The sequence below is a fragment of the Flavobacterium luminosum genome (assembly GCF_023635005.1).
GTDB classification, from domain to species: domain Bacteria; phylum Bacteroidota; class Bacteroidia; order Flavobacteriales; family Flavobacteriaceae; genus Flavobacterium; species Flavobacterium luminosum.
Window position 1 is genome coordinate 1 of record NZ_JAMLJM010000010.1, and the last position, 17,320, is coordinate 17,320.

The 17,320-nt window shown below is 35.2% G+C and carries 16 protein-coding genes; 2 read left to right on the forward strand and 14 right to left on the reverse strand.

The genetic code is table 11. From position 1 onward, the window contains the following. Positions 1 to 77 precede the first annotated feature (77 nt). The 8 genes from NAT50_RS11025 to dprA form a co-directional block, all read right to left on the reverse strand. Positions 78 to 776, reverse strand: a complete 699-nt coding sequence (locus tag NAT50_RS11025) for a CoA transferase subunit A (RefSeq protein ID WP_250593283.1) — start codon at positions 774 to 776, stop codon at positions 78 to 80. Between the two features lie 2 nt (positions 777 to 778). Next, entirely contained in the window at positions 779 to 3,103 is a 2,325-nt protein-coding gene (locus NAT50_RS11030) for a penicillin-binding protein 1A (protein WP_250593284.1), read from the reverse strand. A gap of 1 nt (position 3,104) precedes the next feature. Next, positions 3,105 to 3,605, reverse strand: a complete 501-nt coding sequence (locus tag NAT50_RS11035) for a gliding motility lipoprotein GldH (protein ID WP_250593285.1) — start codon at positions 3,603 to 3,605, stop codon at positions 3,105 to 3,107. Then, complete coding sequence (locus tag NAT50_RS11040; RefSeq protein WP_250593286.1) at positions 3,580 to 4,854, reverse strand: PSP1 domain-containing protein; 1,275 nt, start codon at positions 4,852 to 4,854, stop codon at positions 3,580 to 3,582. The genes NAT50_RS11035 and NAT50_RS11040 overlap by 26 nt, the downstream gene beginning before the upstream one ends. 213 nt (positions 4,855 to 5,067) lie before the next feature. Continuing rightward, the gene (locus NAT50_RS11045) at positions 5,068 to 5,298 is read right to left on the reverse strand and encodes a ferredoxin (RefSeq protein WP_250593287.1); all 231 of its coding nucleotides are present in this window, start codon (positions 5,296 to 5,298) and stop codon (positions 5,068 to 5,070) included. Then, positions 5,298 to 6,539 (reverse strand): peptidase U32 family protein, encoded by a 1,242-nt coding sequence (locus NAT50_RS11050; protein ID WP_250593288.1) that lies wholly within the window; start codon positions 6,537 to 6,539, stop codon positions 5,298 to 5,300. Before NAT50_RS11050 ends, NAT50_RS11045 begins: the two co-directional genes overlap by 1 nt. After that, positions 6,539 to 7,909 carry an oxygen-dependent tRNA uridine(34) hydroxylase TrhO gene (trhO, locus tag NAT50_RS11055; RefSeq protein WP_250593289.1) on the reverse strand — a complete coding sequence of 457 codons (1,371 nt, stop codon included), beginning with the start codon at positions 7,907 to 7,909 and terminating at the stop codon, positions 6,539 to 6,541. The genes NAT50_RS11050 and trhO overlap by 1 nt, the downstream gene beginning before the upstream one ends. 77 nt (positions 7,910 to 7,986) lie before the next feature. After that, a complete protein-coding gene (dprA, locus tag NAT50_RS11060) occupies positions 7,987 to 9,090 on the reverse strand; it encodes a DNA-processing protein DprA (RefSeq protein ID WP_250593290.1) in 1,104 nt (367 codons plus the stop codon). 101 nt (positions 9,091 to 9,191) lie between these two features. On the opposite strand from dprA, the gene NAT50_RS11065 reads away from it, so the two are divergent. Beyond that, positions 9,192 to 10,127: an HU domain-containing protein gene (locus tag NAT50_RS11065; RefSeq protein ID WP_250593291.1), complete on the forward strand. Its 936-nt coding sequence runs from the start codon at positions 9,192 to 9,194 to the stop codon at positions 10,125 to 10,127. 81 nt (positions 10,128 to 10,208) lie between these two features. Then, the gene (locus tag NAT50_RS11070; RefSeq protein WP_250593292.1) at positions 10,209 to 10,721 is read left to right on the forward strand and encodes an acyl-CoA thioesterase; all 513 of its coding nucleotides are present in this window, start codon (positions 10,209 to 10,211) and stop codon (positions 10,719 to 10,721) included. Between the two features lie 27 nt (positions 10,722 to 10,748). Here the strand turns inward: NAT50_RS11070 and NAT50_RS11075 are convergent, their stop codons facing one another. The 6 genes from NAT50_RS11075 to NAT50_RS11100 form a co-directional block, all read right to left on the reverse strand. Then, positions 10,749 to 11,963 carry a murein hydrolase activator EnvC family protein gene (locus NAT50_RS11075; protein ID WP_250593362.1) on the reverse strand — a complete coding sequence of 405 codons (1,215 nt, stop codon included), beginning with the start codon at positions 11,961 to 11,963 and terminating at the stop codon, positions 10,749 to 10,751. 18 nt (positions 11,964 to 11,981) lie between these two features. Then, positions 11,982 to 12,761, reverse strand: a complete 780-nt coding sequence (locus NAT50_RS11080; protein ID WP_250593293.1) for a DUF4292 domain-containing protein — start codon at positions 12,759 to 12,761, stop codon at positions 11,982 to 11,984. A gap of 6 nt (positions 12,762 to 12,767) precedes the next feature. Then, complete coding sequence (locus NAT50_RS11085; protein WP_250593294.1) at positions 12,768 to 14,111, reverse strand: tetratricopeptide repeat protein; 1,344 nt, start codon at positions 14,109 to 14,111, stop codon at positions 12,768 to 12,770. Between the two features lie 8 nt (positions 14,112 to 14,119). Further along, on the reverse strand, positions 14,120 to 15,133 hold the full coding sequence (locus NAT50_RS11090) for a sugar nucleotidyltransferase (RefSeq protein ID WP_250593295.1): 1,014 nt from the start codon (positions 15,131 to 15,133) through the stop codon (positions 14,120 to 14,122). Between the two features lie 75 nt (positions 15,134 to 15,208). Then, entirely contained in the window at positions 15,209 to 15,643 is a 435-nt protein-coding gene (gene dut / locus NAT50_RS11095; protein WP_250593296.1) for a dUTP diphosphatase, read from the reverse strand. Between the two features lie 99 nt (positions 15,644 to 15,742). Further along, on the reverse strand, positions 15,743 to 17,191 hold the full coding sequence (locus tag NAT50_RS11100; protein WP_250593297.1) for a lipopolysaccharide biosynthesis protein: 1,449 nt from the start codon (positions 17,189 to 17,191) through the stop codon (positions 15,743 to 15,745). Positions 17,192 to 17,320 lie beyond the last annotated feature (129 nt).

The window sequence follows — 17,320 nt, forward strand, 5'->3', positions numbered from 1 at the left end:
TAATGCAAAATCAAATGTTAATTTTACAATTAAATTTTCTTTATCGTTTCTCATCTTCAAATTAAAGAATTGTCAAATTATTTTTGTCTTACTGTACGTTGCTCAATTCTTTTTTCAAATTTCTCTCCTTGGAAAATTCGGTTGACCATAATTCCCGGAATATGAATTTCATTAGGATCTAAGGTTCCTACAGGTACTAATTCTTCAACCTCGGCGATAGTGATTTTAGCTGCTCCGGCCATTGGTGCGTTGAAGTTTCGAGCCGTTCCTTTAAAGATTAGGTTTCCGGCTTCGTCGCCTTTCCAAGCTTTTACGATGGCAAAATCAGCCTTGTAAGCATGTTCTAAAACGTGCATTTTTCCGTTAAATTCACGTACTTCCTTCCCTTCGGCTACTTCAGTTCCATAACCGGCAGGGGTAAAAAATGCAGGGATTCCCGCTTGTGCAGCACGGCACTTTTCGGCTAAGGTTCCTTGTGGAGTTAATTCTACTTCTAACTCCCCGGAAAGCATTTGGCGTTCAAATTCTGCGTTTTCGCCTACATACGATGAAATCATTTTCTTGATTTGACGTTTTTGTAGTAGCAATCCTAAACCAAAATCGTCTACTCCGGCATTGTTAGAGATACAAGTCAAATTAGTAACCCCTTTTTTAACCAATTCTGCAATGCTGTTCTCTGGAATTCCGCATAATCCAAATCCGCCTAGCATTATAGTCATGCCATCTTTAACATCATGTAATGCTTCTTGAACGTTGTTTACTTTTCTATTAATCATAATTATATTCCGAATTCGTCTGTGTTCTGTTCTTCAATTTTTACAGCAGTAGAGTCGGTTGCAGTAGAATCATTTACTTGTCTTCTTGGTGCAACATAACAATCTACTTTTATTGATAAGTCTTTAGGTTTTTCGAAAGCTTCTTTGGAAACATTCAAAGATGTATCTGCATAACATTTTTTCATAAATAATGCCCAAATAGGTAGTGCCATAGTAGCTCCCTGACCCGTTGCCAATGTTCTGAAATGAGCGGAACGATCATCATTTCCTACCCAAACACCAGTCGCTAAATTAGGTACCATACCCACAAACCAACCGTCCGACTGATTTTGAGTTGTTCCTGTTTTTCCTGCAATTGGGTTATCAAACATATAAGGATAACCGGTTACTCTTTCAAACTTCCAGCCCCCTCCTTGAGTTCTTAATCTGCTTCCGGATCCAATTTCGGTTACGCCTTCCATTAATTTGATAACGGCATAGGCTACGTCTTTACTTAAAACGTCTTTGGATTCTAACTTAGGTTCAAAAATAACATTTCCGTTTTTATCTTCAATCTTGACAATCACCTGGGGTTTGATATAAATTCCTTGGTTTGCAAAGGCACTAAAAGCGGCTACTAAATCTCTCACTGTAATATCTACAGCACCTAATGCAATAGACGGTTGTGAAGGAATTTCTGTTTCAACACCTAATTTTTTCACTAGATCGATTACTGCATCAGGACCGGTTCTGTCTATGAGTTTTGCAGAAACCGTATTGACAGAAAGTGCCAGAGCTTTTTTAAGACTTATCATACCTCTGTACTGATGGTCTGAATTTCTAGGTTCCCAATCTTCGGTGACATTATGACGCCCTTTGCGAATCATGAAAGGACCGTCAACAATAGTATCACAAGGAGACATTCCTAATTGTTCTAAAGCGGTAGCATACACAAAAGGCTTGAAGGTTGAACCTACTTGTCTAGCTCCTAATCCTACGTGATCGTATTGAAAATAACGGTAATCGATACCACCAACCCAAGCTTTTACAAAACCTGTTTGAGGCTCCATAGCCATTAAACCTGGTTGTAAGAAATGTTTATAATAACGGATGGAATCGTAAGGTGTCATGATAGTGTCTCTGTCACCTTTCCAAGTAAAGACCGTCATTTTGGTTTTAATGTAGAATGACTTTTTAATCTCTTCCTCATCTTTTCCATCCTCAGAAAGTATTCTCCAGCGTTCCGAAGTTCGCATAGAACGCTCCATAATTCTATCGATATCCGACTGCTTGATATTAACAAACGGAGCGGTTTTGTTCTTTTTAGATTCTAAGAAAAACTCTTCCTGTAAATTCGCTAAATGTTCTTTTGCGGCTTCTTCAGCGTACAATTGCATTCTAGAATCTATAGTAGTATAAATTTTTAATCCATCGGAATAGATATTATAGTCCGATCCGTCTTCTTTTTTGTTTTCTACTACCCATTTTTTCATGTAATCGCGAAGATATTCACGAAAATAGGTTGCAGTTCCTTCGTTATATTTCTCGGGAGTAAAAGTCAATGTAATTGGTTTGGCCTGAAAATTTTCTTTTTGTGTTGTCGTCAGAAAATTATTTTTCTCCATTTGTTTCAAGACAACATTTCTTCTCTCGCGTACTTTTTCTTCTCTTTTTAAGGGATTAAATAGGGATGGATTTTTAAGCATTCCCACCAACATAGCTGCCTCATCAATAGTTAGATTTTTAGGCTCTTTAGCAAAATATACTTTTGCTGCGGAACGAATTCCAACCGCTGTATTAATAAAATCGACTTTATTAAAATACATAGCGATAATCTCGTTTTTGGTGTATTGTCTTTCCAAACGAATCGCAATAATCCATTCTTTTGCTTTTTGAACAATACGGAACGGTAAAAATTGAGAACCTTCACCGTGGAATAATAATTTGGCCAATTGCTGTGTTATGGTACTTGCTCCTCCTCTACTTCCTAAGCTCAGAGAGGCACTTAACGTTCTTCTGCCATCAATACCAGAATGTTCATAAAAACGTTCGTCTTCGGTAGCAATTAGAGCCTCTACCAAATGTTTAGGTAAATCTTCATACTTAACCGGTGTTCTATTTTCATTAAAAAATTTACCAATAACGACACCGTCTGAAGAAATAATTTCTGTAGCCAAATTAGACTCAGGATTTTCTAATTCAGAAAATGAAGGCATTGATCCAAAAAGCCCCCAAGAAGCAAAAAGAAAAAACAACAATACGCCTCCAAATCCCATGAAGAAGTATTTCCAAAATTTTTTCACATATGGTGAATAATCCGGTTTTTGAGTATTCAGTTTTTGTGCCATACTATTTCTTTTCTAATGATTCTATTCTAAAACCTATTTCGGTGATACCGTTCAAGCGTTCTACTCCGGTTACTTTCCCGGTTTGTCTTACCGCTTGTTGAATGGAAACTTTGTAATTTCCAGTTTCCGAAAAAGTAGCCTTTTCTTTGTACCAAAGTTTACTTTCCTTGATATCCGACCAACCTTCTCCCATTAAGGTACCGTCGGGATTTGCCATTTGATACTCTAACGTATCGATATGAATTTTTCCTTTGGGTTGTTCCATTTTTACAATTAGAAACAAATTACTGAATTCATAATCATCATTGTTTCTAACATTTATAAATAAATTGACAGGAACCTTTGAAGCTTTTTGTTCAAAATTAAAAGTAATGATGCTATCTCGATGCCAACCATCGTCGATAGTATGATATTCGTCAAAAATTTGCGTTTTATCGCACGATATCATCATCGAAGCGAACAAAAACAGCAATACACTATTTTTTAGCATCTTTTTTTTCATTTCTAAATTTAGGACGATTTTGTCTTTTAGGTTTATTATCTTTTTTTTCGCCCTCCGGCTTCGGTGTCGTTGCATTTTGATTTTGCCCTTGAGTTTGCTGTGGCGTTTGTGATTGCGGACGGCGTTTTTTATTATTGTTATTTTTGCTTTTCTTCTTTGGCTGATCGAAACGAGTTAAACTGTCTTGTCCCATAGCATTTTGGAACGTTTTTTCCACTTCTGGTTTTTCCGCTTCAAGCGCATAATCCTCTAAAGAAGAAACTCTTGTTTTTTGCTTGTTTAAGGCTATAATTTCTTTAACCTGTTCTGCTTTAATTACATGCCAATGCGCAAAATTATCGGTATAAGCAAACCACATCAGTCCTTTAAATATGTCTATTTTTTGACATACCGCATCTCCTTTTTCTGTATAAAGTTTCGTATCCATATCTGGCAAATCTTTTAAAGCATCCAGATAGGTATCTAATTCATAGTTAAGACAGCATTTTAGTTTACCACATTGCCCAGCTAATTTTTGAGGGTTTAAAGACAACTGCTGGTAACGAGCTGCAGAAGTATTCACACTTCTGAAATCTGTCAACCAAGTAGAACAGCACAATTCTCGACCACAAGAACCTATACCTCCCAATCGGGAAGCTTCTTGGCGGAAACCAACCTGTTTCATTTCGATTCTGATTTTGAATTCAGAAGCATAATCTTTGATTAACTGACGGAAATCTACTCGATCATTGGCGGTATAATAAAATGTAGCTTTCGAACCATCTCCTTGAAATTCGATATCCGAAATCTTCATTTCTAGATTTAAAGCAATGGCTAATTCACGAGCGCGAACCTTCATAGGCTCTTCGCGGTTGCGAGCATCACTCCAAATATCGATGTCTTTTTGAGAAGCTTTACGATATATTTTAGGGATTTCACCATCGGGGTTTTCGCCTTTTTTCTTCATTTGGACTTTAACCAACTCACCCGTCAGGGTAACTATACCCACATCGTGTCCCGGTGAAGCTTCGGTTGCTACAATATCCCCGATACTTAAGGTTAATTTTTCTGTATTTCTGAAAAACTCTTTTCGCCCGTTTTTAAAACGAACTTCCACACAATCGAAAGGTTCCTGACCACCTGGTAGACTCATGTTGGCCAACCAATCGAAAACTGTTAATTTGTTGCAGCTATCGGTGCCGCAAGTCCCATTATTTTTACACCCTTTTGGCGCTCCGCCATCAGTGGTTGAACAAGAATTACATGCCATAAATTTGAATATATATAGGTCGTCCCGGTTTGTTTTGGGACTACTATTGCCAAAATCATTTTGTGGGTAAAGATACATATTTTAAATTCCAAATTAGAAATTCCAAATCCCAAAATTTTATTTTGCAAATGTCTAGCAAGACCTTTTAAACAAAAAACCTGTTACAATATAAAAACGTAACAGGTGTAAGAATAAGTATCTTTAATCTAATTTTTAGGTTTCTTTTACCGAAATAATATGTACCGGACAAGCTTTTTCGGCTAATTCACAAGCCTCTACAATGGTATGATCGTGTGATTTTAAGGTGTGAAATCCTTTCGTATCGACAGATTTAATCAGTACCGATTTGCCATCTTTTTTAGACATTTGAAACTGTGCCGGCGCAAACTCTACACAATAATTGCAACCAATACACTTATCACGTTGTAAGGTAATAATAACCATTAGGCTTCTACAATTTTGTATAATTTATCTGACAATCGAATTCTGAATGGTAGTTTAAATGTACAACTGTCACCTTTTGTCGCTTTTTCGGAAACTTGATCGTTCACATACATCTCCCCAATAACCATTTCTTGTGCACCAGTACTTGGTCCTGTGATTAGAATCTTATCACCTTTCTTAATATCATAGGCTTCAATTTTAAATTCACCTATACTGGCTTTTTGATAAAAATGCATCCCTTTTCCCACATATACTTTCTTTTGAGTGGCATGACTTCCAGGGTCTTTACTCCATTCGCCTAGTTTTTGCCCTAAGTAATAACCGCTCCAGAATCCTCTATTGTAAACGGTGGACAAGGTTTCCATCCAAGTGCTGATTTTTTCTTTGGTAAAAGTTCCTTCGTAATACGAATCGATGGCTTCGCGATATGTTCTTGTTACTGTCGCCACATAATCGGCTGCACGACCACGACCTTCGATTTTTAAAACTTTAACACCAGAATCGATTACTTGATCTAAAAAATCGATTGTGCACAAATCTTTAGGAGACATCATGTATTCGTTGTCTATCTCAATCTCAAATCCTGACTCTTGATCGATAACCGTATATTTTTTTCGACAGTTTTGCTTACAAGCACCGCGGTTTGCCGACGAATTATGCGAATGCAAACTCAAATAACATTTTCCTGAAACTGCCATACACAAAGCACCGTGACCGAAAATTTCAATTTCAACCAAATGACCGCTTGGTCCTTTGATTTGTTCTTTTTCGATTTGCTCTGTAATTTTCTTTACTTGACGCAAACTCAACTCGCGAGACAACACAATAGTGTCGGCAAACATGGCATAGAATTTTACTGTTTCAATGTTAGTAACATTCAATTGAGTTGAAATATGCACCTCCATTCCAATAGTTTTGGCCGCCATGATTACTGCTTGATCTGATGCAATAACAGCGGTTATATTAGCTTCTTTAGCTTTGTTCAAAAGTGTTTTTACTATTGAAAGATCATGATCATAAACAATTGTATTGAGAGTCAAATAAGTTCTCACATTTTTTTCTTGACAACGACGCGCTATTTCCGGTAAATCGTCTAATACGAAATTTACCGTTGCTCGTGCTCGCATGTTCAATTGTTCTACACCAAAATAAACTGAATCACAACCGTTGTCTAACGCCGCTTGAAGTGATTCGAAATTTCCAGCCGGAGCCATTAATTCGATTCTTCCTGTAGTTGTCATTAGCGTATTATTTTAAATAATTTATCGGACGGTCTTACTTTAAAAGGTACATTAAATGTTAATTTGTCTCCTGCTTTTGCAACAGTATTAGGAACACCGTTAACATACATGTTTTCTACGATGAGTTCTTGTGTTCCGGTAGTTGGGCCAATAATCATGATTTTATCTCCCACTTGAAGCTCTTGGTTTTCCATTAAAAACTGACCTACTTGAGCTTTGGAGAAATAATGTTGTCCTTTGGCAACCAATACTTTTTTCTGCGCGATTCTTTGACGAATATTTTTGGGTTTCTCTGTCAAATCAGTTGCCTTGGCCAAAGGGGTTGCCGTTAACTCACCCGATTTCTTAAACTTTAAGGCTTCCGATTTTCCTTTTCTGAAGATTTTATTCCCTACCTGAATTCCTCTGCGAAGTCTAACTTGTTCTTCTAGTGGAAGATGAGTCATCTCGAGACATTCGGTTGAACAACAATTTTCCATTCTTTCAGCACACTCCTCACATTGAATAAACAATAAGTGGCAACCGTCATTGGCACAATTGGTATGGGTATCGCAAGGTTTCCCGCATTGATGGCATTGCGCTATAATATCATCGGTAATTCGTTCTCCCAAACGATGATCGAACACAAAGTTTTTACCGATGAATTTACTTTCTAATCCTTCTTCTTTAATTTGTTTCGCGTAATTGATAATTCCGCCTTCTAGTTGGTATACGTTTTTAAATCCTTGATGCTTAAAATATGCCGAGGCTTTCTCACAACGAATTCCTCCGGTACAATACATCACCAGATTTTTATCTTCTTTGAAATCTTTTAATTGCTCGTTAATAATCGGTAAGGATTCACGGAATGTTTCCACGTCTGGCGTGATAGCTCCTTTGAAATGTCCTACTTCACTTTCGTAGTGGTTTCTAAAATCTACTACAATTGTGTTAGGATCTTCTAGAATTTCATTGAACGCTTTAGCATTTAAATGTACTCCTTTATTAGTTACATCAAAGGTTTCATCATTTAAGCCATCGGCTACAATTTTGTGACGTACTTTAATGGTCAGTTTCAAAAACGAGTGATCGTCGTGTTCTACCGCCACATTCAAACGAATTCCTTTCATAAAAGGATACACTTCTAAAGTATCTCGAAAAGCTTCAAAATTTTCTGCAGGAACACTCATTTGGGCATTAATCCCTTCTTTGGCTACATAAATACGGCCTAATGCTTCGAGTGCATTCCAAGCTAAAAATAATTCGTCTCTAAATTTTTTTGGATGTTCAATGTTGGCATACGCATAGAAAGACAATGTAAGGCGTTGTTTCCCCGCCTGATCAATTAGTTCTTTTCTTTCTTCTGCGCTTAAGGTGTTATACAGTTGCATGCTATAAACGTTAAGTGAGAAATAAATAAAATGTCTTGAATTCTAAATGGAAGAATTCGCGGCAAAGGTATTGATTTTTAAATTATCTCAAAATATTTACCCGGTAAAGGTCTAACAACACCTTTGAGTTCCATACCCAACAATATCGACGATAATTTGAATACCGGCATTTGACAATCGATTGCAATAGTGTCTAAATGTTCTTTGTTACCTTTTTGCAAATAATCATAGATCAATTGCTCTTCGTTTTCTAAAGCAACAAAAAGTTGTTTTTGAATAGCCTTAGAAGGCTCTTTCTTTAAATCCCAATTCAAATGATAAATCAAATCTGCGGCACTCGTGAGCAATTGGGCTTTATTGGTTTTAATAAGAAGATTGCATCCTTGGCTGTATTTGTCGGTAACTCGGCCCGGTACTGCAAAAACTTCCCGATGATAATCATTAGCCATATTAGCTGTGAGTAATGATCCACCTTGTTCAGCACTTTCGATAACAATAGTAGCTTCAGAAATACCCGCTACAATGCGATTTCTTTTCACAAAATTTTCCCTATCTGGATTTGAAGAACTCCAAAACTCGGTCATGAAGCCGCCATTTTGCTCCATTTTGGCCATATACTTTTTATGGTTTTTAGGGTAAATTTGATTCAATCCATGTGCTAAAACACCTATCGTTGGTAGATTATGTTCTATTGCTGCTTGGTGGGCTACAATGTCTACGCCATAAGCAAAACCGCTAACAATCATTGGATTCAAAGGCGCTAAATCGGCTATAAGTTGCTTACAAAAATCAGCACCATAGGAAGTTACTTGTCTTGTGCCTACTATACTTATAATTTTTCGATTATTGAAATTGATATTTCCAGTCGTAAAAAGTAAAACAGGCGAATCATTACATTGTTTTAAACGTTCTGGATATAACGCGTCTTGGTAAAAAAGCGTTTGGATATTTTCTGATTGAATAAACTTTAATTCGCTTTCTGCCTCTTTAAAAGCTAGTGAATCTTGCAATTTTTTAATAATGAAAGGTCCAATACCTTCAATTTTAGCTAATTCAGAAGTTTTAGCTTTAAAAATTGCTTCTGCTGATCCTAAATGCGCTAGAAGTTTTTTGGCGGTAACATCACCAATACCTTCCACTTTCAGTAAGGCTAAGGTGTATAACAAATCTTGATGTAACATGGCGTATAAATTGTGAATAACAAAGTAACGTATTTTTAAATTGTTAATAAAATTTGTTAATAAAATTTTTATTTTGGCTTGTATGCTTTACTTTTGCTACTATGAATGTAGCACAACATATTTCTCAGTTATTGTATCGTTATCAATGTGTAACGATTCCAGGTTTTGGTGCCTTTTTAACCGAAACTGTTTCTGCAAACATACAGGAAAACAATCACACCTTTTTTCCTCCTAAGAAAGTAATTTCTTTTAATGCCAATATTAAGAACAATGATGGCTTATTGGCTAATCACGTTGCTGTTGCTGAAAGAATAAGCTACGAGCATGCGGTATCTGCTATTGAAAATGAAGTTTCCGAATGGAAAACAAAATTAGAAGGCAGAGATTATTTAATTTTTAAAGGCATTGGTCTATTAAAATTAAACGCTGAAGGTAATATTGTTTTCGAAGCTTCGAGTCATGTAAATTACCTTACTGATTCTTTTGGTCTTAGTTCTTATGTTTCGCCGGCTATAAAACGTGAAGCACTTAAGAATTTGGCAGATGCACCTGCTACCAAAAAAATAAGTATCGAAACCATAGAAGAGAGAAAAACCGTTCGCCCTTACTTAAAATATGCGGCAATGTTTGTCCTTTCCCTTGGAGGTACTGGTTTCGGATATGTTTCTTATATCAACCAGCAAGAGCAAGCTGAAACTTTATTGGTTCAGAAGCAAGTACAGAATGAAGTAAAAAATAAAATTCAGGAAGCTACTTTTTTTCTAAATAATCCGATAGGAGAAAACACTGTTGATCCTAACTTAAACTATAACTTTCATATTGTTTCCGGGTCATTCAGAATTAAAAAATATGCTGAAAATGCCATGAATATTCTAATTCAAAAAGGCTACGATGCTTCGGTTTTAGAACGAAATGAAGATGGATTATTTTCTGTATTGTACGGAACTTATAATTCTCAAGCTGAAGCCGATGCTGCTTTACTGAAGATTCAGAATCAAGAAAATAAAGATGCTTGGATTCTCCTGCAAGAAAAATAAAAACCTTTACAGCCTTTCAATTTCTGAAAGGCTTTTTTTATAACTATAGATATACGCACTATCTTTACCAAAAAAATTACTATGCAAACTAAATTTCCTTCTGAATCATTAACCATACTTACCGATTTAGTTCTTCCTGGAGAAACAAACCCTTTAAACAATCTTTTTGGAGGAGAATTGTTGGCTCGTATGGATCGAGCAGCAAGTATTGCCGCAAGACGTCATTCCCGTCGTATTGTTGTGACAGCTTCTGTAAATCATGTGGCTTTTAATAGAGCCGTACCACTAGGAAGTGTCGTTACTGTTGAAGCTAAAATTTCAAGAAGTTTTAAATCTTCTATGGAAATCTATATAGATGTTTGGATTGAAGACCGTGAGTCGGGGAACAAAACAAAGGCCAATGAAGCCATTTATACTTTTGTAGCGGTAGATGAAACAGGACGTCCTGTAGAAGTCCCGCAGGTTATACCACAAACTGATGAAGAAAAAATCCGTTTTGATGCTGCTTTACGTCGTAAACAATTAAGTTTAGTCTTGGCTGGAAAATTGAAACCCAGCGAAGCAACAGAATTAAAAGCGTTATTTATACAATAAAAAAGTCCCAAATTTGGGACTTTTTTATTACATATTAATGATCCATACTTGAGGATTCAATTTCGTTATATTTTGATAAATCAGGAATTTAAGCACTGATCTTCCAGCGGATTGATTATAGAAAATCTCCCCTAAAACTTGTTTGGTAGTAACCTTACTTCCTTTGTTCACATAAACTTTACTAATATTAGAATAAGTTGTAGTGTAATCTCCATGACGCACCATAATTGTTGCTGTACCGTTAGGAGCCATCTGTACATCACTTACCTCTCCGTTAAATACCGCTCGCGCTTTTGCTCCACGCTCTGAAGATACTTCAATACCGCTACTTTCAATCATGATAGAAGGTTCCAACGGATGTGGCTGACGACCAAAACGCTTCGTTAACGCCCCTTTTTCTACTGGCCAAGGCAAACGACCTCGATTCGCTTTAAAATCGTTAGCTAATTCTTTTGCTTCAGGTGTTAAGACGAAAGTTGTTGTATTCGTCGTGTTTCCAGATTTTCTGTTGGCTGCTGCAATTGCTTCACGAATTAATCGTTCTATTTGTCGTTCAATTGCACGTGCTTCTTTTTGTTTTTTACGGATATCCGCAATGATTTTATTTTTATCCTTTTTAATAGATTTTAATAACTTTTGTTGCTCTTGGCGTTCTATTTCTAAAGCCTTTTTTTCTTGCTCGCTTTCCGCAATCAGTTTTTCTTTTTCTTTTTTCTGAACCGCTAGCTTGTTATTGTATAGTTCTAGCTGTTTGGTTTTTTCTTTAATTTGTTCGCCTTGTACTTTTCTGAAACTAGAATATTGTTTCATATACTGAAAACGCTTGTAGGCTTGTAAAAAATTATCCGACGACAAAATAAACATTGCCTTACTTTGTTCTGATCGACTTTTGTATGATTTTACAATGTTTTTAGCATAATCTTCTTTTAACAAAATCAATTCTTTTTTAAGTTTATTAACCTCTAACTGATTAATATACATACTATTCCCAAGAACCTTCTTTTGTTTTTCGGTAGTTCTAATTAATTTTTGTTGCAACCCAATTTTTACATTTTGTTGCTCTACAACTTTCACTACCGATTTTTCTTTCTTTCTTTGAGTTTGTAATAATTTTTCCTGTTCACGAATTTCTTCCTGTAATCTGGCTTTTTGTTCTTCTAACCTACGTTGTCTCTCTTCTTCCTGACCAAAAGAAGTAGTGACCGTAATTAAAGCAAAAAATAAAATTATATATTTTAACATCATTAAAGATTAATTAGACTATTTGATGGTAATTTGTTCATAACCTCTTGGTACATTATATACAAAATTTAACTCGTCATTAAATTTGGCATCCCTGTACTCTATGGCAATGGACGTAGTTTGATTGTTCTGTGTTGCAAAAATAGCTAATTCTTGCGGTAAAACACTTTCGGCAAACGATTTATAATTGGAATAATTCACCAACATTTTTCGTTCAGGAGAAAGTTGTTGTATTTCTTGTTTTTTTAAATTGAAAGAATCCGGATAAAATACAAAACCTTTTAAAAAATTACCGGAAGTAATTTCGTTCAATCTCGGTGCGTTTTCTTCGGTAGTCATTTCATATTTGGTCTGATCTAAATCGTCTATAGCCTGACCAATAAGCATGTTTTGGACTTTCTTAAAATCCAATTCGGTCCCTAACCAATCGCTCAACATTTTGTAATCGCCTTCAAAATATGTATTGTTGGCTTTTTCATAATATTTAACCTGTGTTGGTGTGATGAGAGCTTTTGCACCAGTAATTCCGAAAAATTTTACAGTCAATAAAATCATCTCGTCTTTTTTAATACGAATATCTGCCGATACTCTTAAAGACTGTTTTGGACTTACATAATCTACGTTGGCATTTATAAAAGCCGTCTTAAAACCACGATTAATCGCGTAATGATTGGATATAATATTTTTAACTGTTTCTACTGCAGCGGTATTTGTTACTGTTGCAGGGGTTACTAAATTTTGTTTGGGTTTACAAGCTACCACTAAAACTAAAAGTAGTAAAGGAAGTATTTTTTGCATTCTTTTTTATTTCTTTTTAAGATTAATAGCTCTTTTCTGGTACTGATCACTTTTTGGGATATTGCCCATTTCTTTAAAAGTTTCTGATAGCAGTAAACAAAAATCAGTTTCAAGAGCTACATTATCAACTACATAATCTATGCCTATTTCTAAAAAAGTAATCGCTTTTTTGAAATTTTTAACTTTTGCAGAAGCCTTACCTGCAAAGTAATAATATTCCGGTTGGTTTGGATAAAGATCAACCAATTCGGATGCTTTTTTTAAGAGCAGTTCATAATTGGCTACTTCTTCGTAAGATGCCAATAAAAAAATATTCGTTTCTAAATCGTTGGTACTCGTATTGAATGCTTTTTCTAAATAAGCAATCGCTTTGGACCAGTTTTTCTTTTTGTAATAAAACTTTCCTAATTCTGTATAAACATTTACTTCAGGATTATTTTCGAAGTATGGAATTATTTTATTCAACTGTGTTTCAAAAGAAGAATTCTTCGTTGTGAAAATCAAAAACTCATTAAACATTCTGAATTTGATTTTCATATCAATTTTTTTACCGTTAAGAACTTTTTCTAAAGAAGCCAATGCTTCTGTTCCTTTGTTATCATTAATATGATATTTGAATAAAAAAACTTGTGCCCATTCCGAATTTGGAATATTTTTTTCCATCTTTTGAGCCACAGCTCGCGCTTTTTCCTCCTGATTGTTTTCGGAATACGTATAAATTAACGAAATATAATTTTCCTCAACCAAAGGATTTTGTTCTATTGCACTTTCAAGATTTTTCTTCCCTGTGCTATTACTAGTCGATTGCATATTAATTTCCAATCGATAAGTATCCCGAATATACGTTTTCCCAACAGTCTCGTCTAGCTCATTAATTAAAACCAAAGCTTTATCATACTGACGGGTATACATATACAACGAAAGTAAATCCTCTTTATAATTCTTATCGAGTGGAATAATTTTTTGAAGAGTTGTAATTCCCTGATTGTAATTTTTGGTTTCATAATAAACCTCATACAAATCAATCCAATACCATTTATTATTGGGTTGCAATTGGGTTGCTTTTACGTAATTATTCTCAGCCTCGATATAATTTTTTTGAAAAAAATAATTTTTCCCTAACTCATGATAAATTACTTCATTTTCAGGCTGAAGTTGTAAACATTTTTCCAAAGAAACAATTGCTTTGTCGTAGTTTTCGATGCCCTTTTGCAACAGTGCTTCATAGTAGGCTTCCTGAAAATCATCGGTTTCTAAAGCTATATCTTCAGGATTAACCTGAGCCAAAAGAGTTTGGGTGCAACAACTCAGCACCAATAATACAACGATATTTGAAACTCTTTTTTTCATCTTTATGTTTACTCCAAAACAGAATAATCGCCTATGCTGATACTCTTGAAATCGCCATCGAAAATTGCATGATTTCCAATCATAGCATTATCTAGTTTAGCATTACGAATATGGGCATGCGTTTGTACCAAGCTGTTTTTAATATTCACATTGGTTAAGTGGGTCGATTTACCAAGAGATACGTTAGGACCAACCGTTGAGTTTATCAATACCACATCTTCCCCAATGAAGCACGGAGGTATAATGGTTGAATTTTCAATTCGTACCGTATCTGCTATTAGATTTTCTTCTGCGTCAGTGTGAAGGAAATTTAACATGCGTGAATTGGTTTCTACGGTTACATTTTTGTTTCCGCAATCCATCCACTCCTCTACTTTACCAGGAACAAATTTCATACCTTTTTGTTTCATGTTTTCCAACGCATCTGTTAGCTGATATTCACCACCTTTTACAACGTTGTGGTCTAACAAATATTGCAATTCGCTTCTTAGGGTTTCTCCAGATTTAAAATAATAAATTCCAATGATTGCTAAATCAGAAACAAACTCTTTAGGCTTTTCTACAAAATCAATAATTTCATGTTGGTCATTAAGTTGTACTACTCCAAAAGCACTTGGATCATCTACTTGTTTCACCCAAATTACACTATCGGCTGTGGTGTCTAAAGTAAAATCAGCTCTAAACAAAGTATCAGCATACGCAACAACTAAAGGTCCTTCCATCGACTCTTTAGCACACAAAATAGCATGTGCGGTACCCAATGCTTCATTTTGATAACAAATAGTACCCTTTGCGCCTAATTTTTCTGCAATAGCCACCAAATCCTCTTCGACTTTGGTACCAAAATCCTTGTGGATGATAAAGGCGATTTCCTCTATTTGATGATTAATTACTTTGGCAATATCTTCAACTAATCTATGAACAATGGGTTTCCCCGCAATTGGGATTAAAGGTTTTGGGACAGTTAATGTATGTGGGCGCAAACGTGATCCGCGTCCGGCCATAGGAATTATGATTTTCATCTTTTATTGTATTAACATTTAAAGTAATAAGTCTTTCGTGTAGTCAAAAGTCTTTACTTAATTGATTATCTAAATTTATTTTACTCCAGTACTGCCAAATCCTCCAGAACCTCGAGAGGTTTCGGACAATTCTTCTACTTCAAGCCATTGGGCTCTTTCGTGTTTTGCAATGACTAATTGTGCAATTCTTTCCCCGTTTTCGATTACAAAAACTTCATTGGATAAATTTACTAAAATTACGCCGATCTCTCCGCGATAATCCGCATCGATCGTTCCGGGAGAATTCAAAACGGTAATTCCTTTTTTTAATGCCAAACCGCTACGAGGGCGAACTTGTGCTTCGTAACCTATGGGAAGTTCCACAAATAATCCGGTTTTGACCAAAGCTCTTTCTAGTGGTTGAAGTGTAATTGGTGTTTCTATATTGGCTCTCAAATCCATTCCTGCCGAAGCTAATGTTTCATAATGAGGTAACGGATGTTCGGATTTATTAATGATTTTTATTTGCATTTTCATTTGATTTTGAAGCGAAACTTACTAAAACCTAAAGCCTTTTTAAACTTGTTTTTTCGGTTAAAAAACTAAGGGTTCTTAGTGTTGGTTTCTGAATTATTTTCGTTTGACTATTTTTAAAATAGTTTGTTTTTCGTTTCGATAAATATAATAACCAAAAAGTAGTAATGCAAATATACCGAAAACGAAACTTTGTCTTAGTTGTGGTACGTAAAACGATAAAGCGGATAAAATGGTTGACACAGCCAAATAACCTCCAATTTTTTGTTTGTCATAAGGAATGGGATATTTTTTTTGTCCCAAATAATAGGAAATAAACATCATACTTCCGTAGGCTACCAGTGTTGCCACTGCAGAACCGTAATAACTGTAGCTAGGTACTAACCAAAAGTTTAAAACCAAGGTTAAGACAGCTCCAACTATAGAAATATAAGCCCCTACCTGAGTTCTATTAATCAATTTATACCACACCGAAAGATTGGTGTAAATACCTAGAAAGAAATTAGCCAACACAATTAACGGTACTACTTTCATCGCATCCCAATAATTGTCGTTAGGCACCAATACAACTTTTAATATATCAATAAAAACAATTACAAACAAAAATATAAAGGAGCCAGAAATTACAAAATATTTGGTAATCGTGGCGTACGTTTGTGTTGCATTCTCTTTATCGGCGTGACTAAAAAAGAAAGGTTCGATTCCTAAGGTATAGGCTGTTCTGAATAAAACCATGAACATTCCTAATTTATAACAAGCTGAATAAGCACCAATATCATCTTTAGGCACTTGTAGTCTTTCTAGTAAAATTTTATCAAAATGTTCGTTAACGGCAAAACCAATTCCAGCGACTAAAATAGGCAGGCCATAACGCATCATCTGTTTCCATAAATTAAAATCGAAATGCCAATTAATTTTAAAGTAATTGCCTGAAAGAACCACTAGCGTTAAAAAACTAGCTATTAGATTAGAAACGAAAATATAACCTACCTGAAAATCTTCAAAATAGATTACATTTAAAATATTGTCTTTGGAAATTGTTGGCAAAAACAGCAAAAAGAAAATATTCAGACCAAAATTAATCGCCACATTTCCGATTTTGATTATCGCATAACGCATTGGTTTTTTCTCTGCTCTTAGTTTGGAAAAAGGAATAATTACCAACGCATCTAAAACCAAAATTCCAATCGTATAAGTAATGTATTGCGTTTTAATATTCAATGCACTAGCGACAGTTTCTTGATAAAAGAAACCTACAAATAGGAAAATCAAAGAGGAGCACAACAACGAAATCATAGACGTTGCGATCACCTTATTTTTATTGGATTCTGAATTATAAAAACGGAAAAAAGCAGTCTCCATTCCGTAAGATAAAATCACGTTAAAAAAGACTAAGTAAGAAAATATGATAGAGACATCGGCAAACTCTGCTTTTGGTAATGCATGAACATAAACAGGATTAAGCATAAAGCTTATCATGCGTGGAAGCACAGTAGCTAAGCCGTAAATTAAAGTCTGTTTGAAAAGGCTTTTATATACACTCAAAATATAATAATTTGAACAAAAGTAATTAATTTCTCGGTCGAGCCGAAGGATAAGGTGGTATTTCTTTTTCTATTACATTTTTAATTTTATAAAAAGCATTCTTTCCATTTTGAGTATAGGTCAAGAGTG